Source organism: Streptomyces sp. bgisy027, assembly GCF_057710365.1.
Genome location: NZ_JBYIVZ010000018.1, coordinates 162,359 through 173,246, shown reverse-complemented (window position 1 = coordinate 173,246; position 10,888 = coordinate 162,359). Strand labels below are relative to the sequence as shown.

Genomic DNA, 10,888 nt, shown 5'->3' with positions numbered 1-10,888 from the left:
CGGCCAGAACTGCGGGTTGTTGGAGAACAGTTCCCTGAAGTTCTCCAGGCCGACCCACTTGATCGAGTCGAAGCCGATGCCGTCCCAGGTGGTGAAGGCCAGCGCGATCGAGGCGAGAGCCGTGACCCAGACGAGGGCGATGTGCAGGATCGTCGGCAGGCCGGCCATCAGACCGAGGGTGAGCCGGTCGCGGCGGGTGAGCAGGCGCTTGTGGCCCGTCTGTACCTGTCTGGTGGTGGATGTCGCGCCCGGAGGCGGCACGTCGGCCGCCTCCGGTGACTTGGTGGGGGTGTCGGTTGCCATATCGATCAGCCTGACGCGAAGATCGTCTTCTTCTGGCGCTCGATCGACGACAGGATGCCGTCGATCCCCTTGGGGTCACGGATGAACTTCTGCAGCGCGGGCTGCATCACCGTCGAGGTGAAGTCAGGCCGGCTGTCACGGTCCATGAACTGCGTGAGGCTCTTCGCACCGGAGATCATCTCGAATGCCTTCTTCTGCAGCGCCGTGTAGGAGGATGTGTCGGCCTTGTTGGAGGAAGCCACCAGGCTGGAGTCGGACTTGACGTAGATCTCCTCGGCGGCCGGGGTGCCCAGGTACTCCAGGAGCTGGGCGGCGCCCGCCTTGTTCTTCGGGGCCTTGGAGAGCATGAAGCCGTCGGTCGGTGCTTCGACGGTGTCCTGGCCGTACTCGGCGTTGATCTCCGGGAAGGCGAAGAAGTCCAGGTCGTCGAGGTCGGCCTGGTTGGTGAACTGCTGTGCCACAAACGATCCGAAGACGTACATGCCGGCCTTCTTCGACACCAGTGTCTGCGCGGCGTCCTGCCAGGTGCGGCCCATGGCGCCCTCCTGGTGGTAGGGCAGGATCTCCGACCAGTGGTCGAAGACCGCCTTGACCTTGGAGTCGGTCCAGGAGGCCTTGCCCGCCATCAGCTCGACGTGGAAGTCGTAGCCGTTGAGACGGAAGTTGATCTGGTCGAAGGTGCCCATCGCCGGCCAGGCGTCCTTGTCGCCGAAGGCGATCGGGACCAGCTTGTCCTTCCGCATCTGCTTGCACAGCGCGACGAAGTCGTCCCAGGTGGTGGGGACTTCGTAGCCGTACTGCTGGAAGACGCTCTTGCGGTAGAAGACCGCCCACAGCGATGTGGTGAGCGGCACGAAGTAGTACTTGCCGTCCGCACCCTTGCTCAGCTTCTGCATCGCCACGGGGAAGTTCCCGCCGATCTTCTCCCAGACATCATCGATCGGGGAAGCCAGACCCTTCTCGGCGAAGAACTGCATCCGGTACCCGGCGAACCAGTTGAACACGTCATCCGGTGTGCCCTGCAGATACGAGTTGATCTGCTCCTGGAACGTGTTGTGGTCCTTGGTGTTGACGTCGACCGTGATCCCGGACTGCTTGGTGAACGCCGTGTAGATCTCCCCGTACGCCTTCTTCGGCACCGCATCGGACTGGTTGGAGCCGAGCGTGACGGTCTTGGGGCCTGAGGAGGCTTCGCTGCCGCCGCAGGCGCTGAGCAGAGGGATGCCGGCGCCGAGGACGGCGGCGCCGCCCATGCCACGCAGCAAGGTGCGTCGGCTGGTGCCAGGTATGGGGTGACTGGGGGATGAATGCATTTCGGCTCCTGAGGGGCGGCAGTACCCAGACGTGGCACATCGGCCCGATATGGCGAGGGGTAGGTCAAACGAAGTGACCAGAATCAAACGCAAACGAACAAACTCGATCCGCGAGATGTCAGGAAGAGTGAATGCTGTGAGGGGTAAGTGTCAAGGCTCTGCGCCGGAGGCTCGGACAGGGCGAACGCCGCGTCGGGGCTTGTTCCTCTCCTGCCGAGGCTGGTGCAGTGGCCACCAGGGTGGGTATGGCCTGCACAAATGTGCGTTGACTCTGCTCTTGGTTTGGCTACGGTGCCCCCGTCGTGCGAGCGCGGAGCGGAATTGGGCGGCGAGAATCCTTGACGTACAGGCCTGCCGGCTGCGTAGATATGGCCGCGCGGTCAGACCGCGCGGTCATAGTGTTGACGTTGTTTGATGCCGGATCGCGGCCGTAGGAGGCTTCATGTCACCAGAAGTGGGGCGAGCTTCGACCGCGCCGCGAAGTGCGGACGTCGCCCGGGTGGCGGGCGTGTCGCGCAAAACGGTCTCTCGGGTCCTCAACGATGAGCCGTACGTCTCCGATGAGGCCCGCCGACGTGTCCTCGCGGCCGCCGAGGAACTCGGCTACCGGCTGAACCATGCCGCCAGGGCGCTGGCCTCCGGACGCACCCGCTCCCTCGGTGTCGTCGCCCTGGGAACCGCGGGCTATGGAACCGCCTCTCTGCTCGTGCACATTGAGCAGGCTGTACGGGACGCCGGATTCGCGCTCCGTGTCGTCAGCACGCCGGACGGGGCGCCGGAAGACATCGCCGGTGCCGTCGAGTCACTCCTCGAGCAGGGCGTGGACGGCGTCGTGGTCTCCGAACCCATTGTGAAAGGAGACATCCCACTCCGCATCGACGTGCCGGTCCTCTTCGTCGGGGCACCCCCCGCACCTGCCTTCACCGCCACCCGCACACTGACCGTCGGTGTGGGCGCCCACGAACTGGCGCGGGCGGCCACCGAACACCTGCTGGACCTGGGCCATGAGACGGTCCATCACCTCGCCGGCCCCAGGCGTTGGTACGCGACCAAGGACCGCATCGAGGGATGGCAGGCGGCACTCGCCGCACGGGGCGCGCACGAACCGCCCCTGCTCAACGGCGACTGGTCGGCCGCCTCCGGGTACGCGGCGGGTCGTGCGCTGGCCTCGGACAGCTCCGTGACCGCGGTGTTCGCCGCGGGCGACGAGATGGCCATCGGCCTGATCCACGCCCTGCGGGAAGCCGGGCGGCGCGTGCCGGAGGACATCAGCGTCGTCGGGTTCGACGGCAACCCGGTCTTCGCCTACGTCTCCCCGCCGCTGACCACCGTCCGCCAGCCCTTCGAGGCCGCGGCGCGGGAAGGAATCCGGCTTCTCGTGCACGCCATCGAGGAGCCCGGCGCCGAGCTGCCGCCAGCGGGCGAGCCACCCGTCGAACTCGTCGTCCGCGGCTCGACCGCGCCGCCCCCCTCCCACTCGGGCAGCTCGGTGCTTCGCGCCCACTGAGGCATCCTTCCCGCCGGCCCTCGAGTCGTCGTGCCTGACGCACGTCCATTGGACTCCGCCGTTCCCCCGACCCAATTGGTCTCGGCGAGCGGCGGGCGCCGAAACACATTTCAATTCCTTCCCCTCGGAGCCGCACATGCCTTCCTCGCCCTGGGGCGCCAGACCCGGCGCCGCTCCGCGTTCCCGTCCTCTCGCCTTCCTGACTTTGGTGGTCGCCCTGCTGGCCGCGGTGGCGACACTGACCCTGCCCGCAGCGGGCCGCGCGGCCGCGGAATCCCGTCCGTCGCAGACGCTGTACACACCGCCGCCGGACGCGCTCTCGCCCGGGACTTTCTATCCGCGCGCGATGCGTCTGCAGCACAACGGCTCGGCCAACGGCACCCTGCTCGCCACGTTCGAGCAGTACCGCGTGGACATGCCGGTCTTCCCGATCTACCGCAGCACCGACAACGGTGCCTCCTGGACGAAGATCTCCGAGGTCGCCGACACCCAGAACGGCTGGGGCATGCGCTGGCAGCCCGAGCTGTTCGAACTGCCCCGCGCTATGGGCGGCTTCCCCGCCGGAACCATCCTCGCCGCCGGCGACTCGGTGCCCTACGACCGGGGAGGCAGCAAGATCGATCTGTACGCCAGCACCGACCGCGGCCAGAGCTGGGACTTCGTCACCAACATCGCCACCGGTGGCAGGGCGATATCCAGCAACGGTTACACCCCCGTGTGGGAACCCTTCTTCCTGGTCTCCGGCGACAAGCTCATCGTCTACTACTCCGACCAGCGTGACACCGACCACGGCCAGAAGATCGTCCATCAGGTCTCCACCGATGTCCGCAACTGGGGCCCGGTTGTGGACGACGTGGCGATGCCCACCTACAGCCAACGCCCCGGAATGCCGACCGTCGCCAGGATGCCCAACGGCCGATACATCATGACGTACGAGTACGGCGGCTCCCCGAACGGCAACTTCGCCGTCTACTACAAGATCTCCTCCGACCCGGAGGCGTTCGACTCCGTCACTGGCATCCCGCTGCGGTCCACCGACGGCCTGGTGCCCTGGGGCACGCCGTACATCACCTGGCTGCCCACCGGCGGCCCCAACGGAACCCTCGTCACCACCGCCACCAGCAGCGACGACTTGTTCGTCAACACTGAGAACGGCGCCGCGAACAGCTGGACGCGGATGCGCTCCAACGTCGCCGGCGGATACAGCCGGGGCACGCTCCCCCTCGCGGACGGCCACAGCCTGATGGTGCTCAGCGGAGGGCATGCGCGCAGCACTGGCGTCAACCCGGTCACGTACAGCGTCGTCGACCTGGGCGGTGGCATCTCGAACGGTGCCACCTACACGGTCTCCAACGCGAACAGCGACCTGAAGCTCACCATCGCGGGCGGCTCCACCACCAACGGCACCACCGCGACCCAGCAGACCACCACCAACGCCACCGACCAGCAGTGGCGCTTCGTCCAGCAACCGTCCGGCTACTTCAAGATCTTCAACGTCGCCAGCGGCAAGGTCCTGGGCGTACAGAACCAGTCCACCGCCGACGGCGCCAAGATCCTGCAGTGGGACGACAACGGCACCCTCGACCACGAATGGACGGTCGCCCCCCACCCCGCCGGCGGCTACACCGTCACCAACCGCGTCACCGGCAAATTCCTGGAGATCCCGAACGCCTCCACGGCCGTGGGCACGCAGGCCGCCCAGTGGAGCAGCACCGGATGCGCCTGCCAGCGCTGGAACCTCACCCAGACCGCCCTGCCGCCGCTGGGCACCGGTCAGTACGTCCTCGTCAACAAGAACAGCGGCAAGTACCTCGACATCCCCCAGGCCTCCACCACCGCCGGCACGGCGGCCAACCAGTGGCAGAACTCCGCCTGCTCGTGCCAGCTGTTCACCTTCCAGTCCGCGGGCGGCGGAGCCTGGAGCATCAGGAACGTCAACAGCAACCTCAACCTGGACATCTCCGGCGGCTCCACCACCGCCGGGACCGCCGTCATCCAGAACACACCCTCCTCAGCCGACTCGCAGAAGTGGACCCTCACCGACGGCGGCAACGGCTACTACAAACTCAGGAACGTCAACAGCGGCCTCTACGCCGGCGTCGCTCAGTCCTCCACCAGCAACGGAGCAGCCGTCATCCAGTGGAGCGGCCTGAGCAACGACGACCAGCTCTGGAGGATCGTCCGGATCAACTGAGCGGCGTCACCCGACTCGTTTGACAGTCCCGTCGGCGCCGCCAAGGGCCTCCTGACAGCTCGGGATCGCGATGCGAACCGGGCGTCAGGAGGCTCTGGTCGTCGGCGAAGGCATGGGGCGGGGATCGTCCCGGCTGTGGGCGTGGGGTGGTGTCTGGAGCAGACGTCGTCTCATGGTGACGTGCGCGACGGCGTGGTCGAAGTGGGCCTGGCCGGTCTTCGGGACGCGTGCTTCGAACGTCGGCGCCCACCTGCTGGAGTCGCTGTCCCCGAGTAAGCGCCGTGACCGGGCGGACGCCGCCGCGGAGATCTCGCGCCGCCTGCGCGAGGTGGGTCTGGACCCGGGGGCGGTCATGGGCCTCTACCCTTTCCAGCTCTCCGGCGGGACACGGCAGCGCGTTGCGATCGCGGCTACCCTGGCGCGGGATCCCGAACTGCTCATGAAGTCCGCGAGTTCCTGACCTCGCGGCGTGCCAGGATCACCCCGGAGCAGGCGGGGCTGCCAGCCGGCTCCCGGCGCCGTGTGCCTGGTCTTCGCAGGAGCGAGGTCGCGGCGCTGGCCGACGTCAGCGTCGATTACTACGGCAAGCTGGAGCGCGGCAGCCTCGCGGGCGCCTCCCCGGCAGTTCTCGATGCGGTCGTCCGCGCGCCGCCACCGAGGACGCACGCCGCTAGTGCCGCGGCAGGCAACGTCTGCCCGCCAAGGAGCGGCGTCCGGTGCGTGCTCTGGGGGTGCCCCCGGCCGAAGGCCGGCGGAGTGCCGGCCGGAAGTCCTCGCACTGGATGTATTTGGGCTTTCGGCCGAAACGTGAGTGGAGGCACCTCCCATGCCCTCTTAGAACTCCTAACGCAATGACTTCAGGCGCCGCCAGCAGATGAGTGCGCATCCGAGGGTGAGGAAGGCTTCGTGGATGTCGTCGCGTATCTCCCAACGGATCCGCAGGCGGCGGAACCAGTGCAGGTGGGCGAAGGCGCGCTCCACGACCCAGCGTTGGGTGCCCAGGCCGGAGCCGTGCTCCGTGCCGCGGCGGGCAATCAGCGGCTTCACGCCGAGGTCCCAGACGAGTCGGCGGTACTTGTCGTGGTCGTAGCCGCGGTCGCCCAGCACCACGTCCGGGCGGCGCCGGGGCCGGCCGCGCTTGCCCCGCACGGGCGGCACGGCCTGGAGGAGTGGGATCAGCTGGGTGACATCGTTGCGGTTGCCGCCGGTCAAGGTTGCGGCGAGCGGGATGCCGGTGGCGTCCGTGATCAGGTGATGCTTGCTGCCCGTCCTGCCCCGGTCGACGGGACTTCGTCCCGTCTTGGCTCCCCCTTTAACGCCCGGATGTGGGAGCCGTCGACCGCAGCACGGGAGAAGTCCAGGGCGTTCGCGCCGCGGAGCTTGGAAAGGAGAACTTCATGCAGCCGGGGCCACACTCCTGCCTCGGTCCACTCGGCCAGGCGCCGCCAGCAGGTCATGCCCGACCCGAAGCCGAGTTCCTGCGGCAGGTGTTCCCAGGCGATCCCGGTGTGCAGCACGAACAGGATGCCCTGGAACACCAGCCGGTCCGGATGCCGCTTGCGTCCCGGATGCCGGGTCCGACGCTCAACCTTGGGCAACAGCGGCTCGACCACCGCCCACAACTCGTCATCAACTTCCCACGGCTTCGGCCGAGCCACCCCACACCCCCGGATCAACGGTCCCGGAGTGATCCAACCACCTCGAAGATCATTTCGTTAGGAGTTCTTAGGGCAGTCGGGGGAGCGTGCCGGGCGTCGCGACGGGGCAAACGTTGCCTGTCGGGGCACTGCCGACACCGCACGTGGGCAGCGCGCCTGCCGGTCAGGCCCGCCGCATTCGAACCCTGGACGTGTCCGGATGCGGCAGGGGGAAAGAGCCTTGAGCCGCTCCGCCGTACACGACGGGAAACTCTCAAACCGTGCGGTCATCAATTCACTGGAGCGGGCAGCCCCTCGGCTTCACCACCAGCGGGGTTCCGGGCTCCGCAGAACACTGATGAGGGTCGCTGGACCGGACGTGAGTGGGGCGGCTGACTCTTCGGAAGCGGTGGAGCCATCTTGGCGCCCCTGGAAGACCTCCCTGAACAGCGGCATGACCGCCGCCGCCAGTGAGGTTCCGGCGGGTGCCTGCACTATCTGCAGCAGGTCGGTGGCCACCTCGAGGTCCTTGGCGGTCAGGTCCTGTCCGTCGCGCATGCGCACCAGAGCGTCCTTGAATGCCTCGACGAGATGTGCCGCGCGGGGGTCGGACGACAGCGGGTCGAGGCCCGACGGGTGGTTGGTTGCGGTCATTGCTGTCTGCTCCTTGTGAGGGGCGCCACCGTGGGCGGGCACAGGCCGGTGGAGCCGGCTTCAGCCTGCCTGCAGGCGGAGTTCCATGCGGATGTGCGGGGCGACGTCGGTAGCGAGGAATCCGGTGGAGCGATGGATCATCGTGACGGGCACGCTGGCGAAGGCGACCTGGCCGAGAATCTGGTCAATGCTCAACAGTGTTGTGATGCTCGCTGGGCCCGAAGAGGTCTGGGCACAGGTCCGCCTGGTCGGCAGTGACCGCGTGAGAGATGACTTCGCGGGCGCGGCGCCGGGCCGTCGTGCAAGTCAGCGTCGCGTGGTCGGTTTGCAGGTCGGACAGGGACAGGATGCCGCACTCCATGGTCATCTCCTGTCTCGGATGTCCGGTTGGGCCGGAGGGGGGCGGCCCGTGCCGACACCTGCCGGGCCGTCGAGCCAAAGGAGGGACTGGATCAGAAGGCGTGGGGCCCGAACCGGCCCCACATCACGAGTGCCGCGAGGGCGAGCAGAACCGCGTTGATCGCGATGGGCGTCCACTCCTTGCGGCGGGCGTGGTACCCCATGGCCAGGATCATGATCACCGCGATGCCGGTGGCGGCCAGCGGCGTGAGCACGGTGGCGATGTCGGTGGTGGCAGGCAGGATCAGGCCTATGGCGGCGGCGACTTCGGCGGTACCGATCAGGAGCACCAGTCGCGGGGGCAGGTGCTGACCGTCGGGCTTGGCGAGCTTTCTGGCGCCGGAGGCCGCGAAGGCCGCAGCGAGGAGGCCCTGCACAATCCAAAGAAAAACGTTCATTGTTGAGCGGAGACTTTCTGGGGCGTTGCCACAGTGCTGGCGCGAAGCGGCACGATCGGGGTCTCGGGGAAGCTGGTGTGGTGTCAGAGGCTGAAGACGAGTTCGGCCTGGTCGCGCTTGGTGGTGTGCAGGTCCCAGTAGACGGGGGAGATCTGTTCGGGCTTGGCGGTGGGGAAGCCGGGGACGACGGACATGCCGATGGAGACGTCGATGCCGATGTGGGCGGCTTGGATGCCGGTGCCGTCGAGTTCCTTGTGGAGGTTGATGGCCCAGTTGCGCAGGGCTGCTGCGGCGGCGTTGACGTTGGCGACCTGGGGGACGGGGTCGATGGAGCCGGCGCCGGTGGTGAACAGCAGGGTCCCCGCGCCGGTTTCGCGCATGGCGGGCAGGACCGCCTGGGTGGCGGTGATGGCTCCGTAGAGCTGGAACTCCATCTCGTGCTGCACGTCGGACGGCTGGGTCGCGGTGGGTGTGGTCAGGGTGGTGGAGCCGATCGTGCCGACGGGGGAGTATTCGAGTACGTCGATGCTGCCGAAGCGGGTGGCGGCGTCCTTGAGGGCCTGGGTGAGGGCGTCGCGGTCGAGGACGTCGGCGGGGAACGCGGCGGCGGTGATGCCTTCGGCGGTGAGGGTGGTGACGAGGCCGTCGAGCTTGTCGCGGTCGCGGGAGATCAGGGCGACGTTGAGGCCCTGGGTGCCGAAGGTGCGGGCGATGGCCAGGCCCAGCTGGGGGCCGGCTCCGACGATGGCGATGCTGGTCACAGCAAATCCTTCTGCAGAGAGTGTGGTACTGAACAGTGCTGGGAAAGAGAGCGGCCTGGAAGCGGCAGCACCGCAACAGGGGCCGCTCCACCGCGTCTGCACGGAAGATCGGAGTCGGCTATCCGTTTACCGATGCGGATAACTCTCTCCGGCTCACTCTGGCCAGCGTAGCACTAAAAATGGATAGGGCAATCCGATTGCTAGACTGGTCTGCATGAACCCTGGCGCCCAGAACTCCGACGGCCCCGCCGCCCAGCCGCTGCGCAGTGACGCCGAGCGCAACCGAGGGCGGATCATAGCCGCCGCACGCACGGTGTTCGCGCGGGACGGCTTGAACGCATCCATGGCCTCCGTGGCTCGCGAGGCAGGGGTGGGGATCGCCACCATGTTCCGCCGCTTCCCCACCAAGGAGGAGCTGGTCGACGCGGTCTTTTCCGACCGTATGGGCGCCTATGCCGATGCCGTTGCCGCTGCCCTGGCCGATTCAGATCCCTGGAACGGCTTCGTCGGCTACATCGAGTCCGCCTGTGCGATGCAGGCCGCCGACTCCGGCTTCGCCGACGTGCTGACCATGACCTTCCCGACTGCCAAGGTTCTGGAGGCGCGCCGCAACGAGGCGTACGAGGGGATGGTAGAGCTCATCGGCCGAGTCAAGGCCGCAGGTCGCTTGCGCGAGGACTTCGACCCCTCGGACCTGGTGCTGATCCATATGGCCAACGCCGGTGTCGTCAATGCCACCGGAGACGCCGCTCCGGATGCCTGGCGACGCGTGGTCGCCCTGCTGATCCAATCCCTGGAGGCCCCGGGCCGCGGCTCCTTGCCTGATTCGCCGGGCCACGGCGCCCTCTACAAGGCCATGCTGCGAGCCGGCCAGTCAGGTACCGCAGCATCGACGGGTAAGGGCAGCTGACCTGAGGCCAAGGGTGCCCAAGCGTACGCTTGGGCGCTGTTAACGCAGGTCAAAGAGCCGATGCTGAGTGAGGTTCCGGATCGGTGCCGTGTGGGACCACTCGTCCTACCAGGTCCGCCCAGGTGGCTTGTAGGCGAGCGGCGTCGACGTTGCGGTCGTGGCGCAAATGGTCCACCGCGTCGATGTTCAGGAAGGTGAGCAAGGCGTGGGCGAGCATGTCGCAGTCGCCGTCTGCTCCGGCTTCGCACAGCAGCGTTGACACATGACGGTGGTAGATATCTGCGGTCTCCGAGACGTACCGGCGCTCGCGCGGCAGTTGGCGTGCCAACGCGGTACTCAGATCTGTCTCGCCCGCGATGCGCTCGATGATTGCGCAGCCGAACGCTGTAAGCCGGTCTTTCGCCGGCGCCCCCGGGCCAAGAGGGGGCGGACCGGACCTGCACACCTCCTGGAAGTCGGCCTCAGCCTCGGCGAAGAGAGCCAGCAGAAGGCCGCCCCGATCACCGAACCGGCGGAAAAGGGTGGCCTTTCCCACACCGGCTTCCTTCGCGATCGCCTCCATGGTGACGCGCTCGGCCCCGTGTTCGGCCACCAGGCGCCCGGCGGCCCCCAGCAACCGGGCCCGGTTGCGCGCGGCATCGGAACGCTCGGTGATGGCAGTGGTGTCGTCCTGGGCGCCCATCAGTCCCTACCTGTCAACCGTACGTAAAGCTAGCCGTCCTCGATCCGGACCGGGGGCGACAGGAGCAGACAGCGTTGGGGATTGGGAGGCCCAGCCGGTCCGCTGGTCTAAGCGGGAGGCGTAGTCAGAA

General features: G+C 67.5%; 12 protein-coding genes and 2 pseudogenes. 5 read left to right on the top strand and 9 right to left on the bottom strand.

Translation table 11 applies throughout. The features are described 5' to 3' along the window. Positions 1 to 303 (bottom strand): annotated as a pseudogene (locus tag AC3ETA_RS20505) (sugar ABC transporter permease); the annotation flags it as partial. Between the two features lie 5 nt (positions 304 to 308). Next, positions 309 to 1,616, bottom strand: coding sequence for an ABC transporter substrate-binding protein (locus tag AC3ETA_RS20500; RefSeq protein ID WP_432194355.1), 1,308 nt, complete (start codon positions 1,614 to 1,616; stop codon positions 309 to 311). A gap of 442 nt (positions 1,617 to 2,058) precedes the next feature. Between AC3ETA_RS20500 and AC3ETA_RS20495 the strand changes: the two genes are divergently transcribed. The 4 genes and pseudogenes from AC3ETA_RS20495 to AC3ETA_RS20480 form a co-directional block, all read left to right on the top strand. Beyond that, positions 2,059 to 3,123: a LacI family DNA-binding transcriptional regulator gene (locus tag AC3ETA_RS20495; protein ID WP_432194354.1), complete on the top strand. Its 1,065-nt coding sequence runs from the start codon at positions 2,059 to 2,061 to the stop codon at positions 3,121 to 3,123. 136 nt (positions 3,124 to 3,259) lie between these two features. Then, positions 3,260 to 5,317: an RICIN domain-containing protein gene (locus AC3ETA_RS20490; protein WP_432194353.1), complete on the top strand. Its 2,058-nt coding sequence runs from the start codon at positions 3,260 to 3,262 to the stop codon at positions 5,315 to 5,317. Positions 5,318 to 5,387: 70 nt separating this feature from the next. Next, the gene (locus AC3ETA_RS20485) at positions 5,388 to 5,777 is read left to right on the top strand and encodes an ATP-binding cassette domain-containing protein (RefSeq protein ID WP_432194352.1); all 390 of its coding nucleotides are present in this window, start codon (positions 5,388 to 5,390) and stop codon (positions 5,775 to 5,777) included. Further along, positions 5,774 to 5,965 (top strand): annotated as a pseudogene (locus AC3ETA_RS20480) (transcriptional regulator); the annotation flags it as partial. The gene AC3ETA_RS20485 and the pseudogene AC3ETA_RS20480, both read left to right, overlap by 4 nt. Before the next feature lie 195 nt (positions 5,966 to 6,160). Here AC3ETA_RS20480 and AC3ETA_RS20475 read toward each other — a convergent pair. The 6 genes from AC3ETA_RS20475 to AC3ETA_RS20450 form a co-directional block, all read right to left on the bottom strand. Then, a protein-coding gene (locus tag AC3ETA_RS20475) for an IS5 family transposase (RefSeq protein WP_432194351.1) occupies positions 6,161 to 6,975 on the bottom strand; the annotation gives its coding sequence in 2 pieces (ribosomal slippage) (positions 6,161 to 6,646 and positions 6,649 to 6,975; 813 coding nt in all). A gap of 300 nt (positions 6,976 to 7,275) precedes the next feature. Further along, complete coding sequence (locus AC3ETA_RS20470) at positions 7,276 to 7,608, bottom strand: hypothetical protein (RefSeq protein ID WP_432194350.1); 333 nt, start codon at positions 7,606 to 7,608, stop codon at positions 7,276 to 7,278. 60 nt (positions 7,609 to 7,668) lie between these two features. Further along, complete coding sequence (locus AC3ETA_RS20465; protein ID WP_432194349.1) at positions 7,669 to 7,803, bottom strand: hypothetical protein; 135 nt, start codon at positions 7,801 to 7,803, stop codon at positions 7,669 to 7,671. Further along, positions 7,793 to 7,969 carry a hypothetical protein gene (locus tag AC3ETA_RS20460; RefSeq protein WP_432194348.1) on the bottom strand — a complete coding sequence of 59 codons (177 nt, stop codon included), beginning with the start codon at positions 7,967 to 7,969 and terminating at the stop codon, positions 7,793 to 7,795. The genes AC3ETA_RS20465 and AC3ETA_RS20460 overlap by 11 nt, the downstream gene beginning before the upstream one ends. Before the next feature lie 91 nt (positions 7,970 to 8,060). Beyond that, entirely contained in the window at positions 8,061 to 8,384 is a 324-nt protein-coding gene (locus tag AC3ETA_RS20455; protein WP_432194347.1) for a DoxX family protein, read from the bottom strand. Between the two features lie 104 nt (positions 8,385 to 8,488). Beyond that, a complete protein-coding gene (locus tag AC3ETA_RS20450) occupies positions 8,489 to 9,166 on the bottom strand; it encodes an SDR family NAD(P)-dependent oxidoreductase (protein WP_432194332.1) in 678 nt (225 codons plus the stop codon). Between the two features lie 214 nt (positions 9,167 to 9,380). Between AC3ETA_RS20450 and AC3ETA_RS20445 the strand changes: the two genes are divergently transcribed. After that, positions 9,381 to 10,076, top strand: coding sequence for a TetR/AcrR family transcriptional regulator (locus AC3ETA_RS20445; RefSeq protein WP_432194346.1), 696 nt, complete (start codon positions 9,381 to 9,383; stop codon positions 10,074 to 10,076). A gap of 49 nt (positions 10,077 to 10,125) precedes the next feature. Here the strand turns inward: AC3ETA_RS20445 and AC3ETA_RS20440 are convergent, their stop codons facing one another. After that, positions 10,126 to 10,758, bottom strand: a complete 633-nt coding sequence (locus AC3ETA_RS20440; RefSeq protein ID WP_432194345.1) for a TetR/AcrR family transcriptional regulator — start codon at positions 10,756 to 10,758, stop codon at positions 10,126 to 10,128. Positions 10,759 to 10,888: the final 130 nt, after the last annotated feature.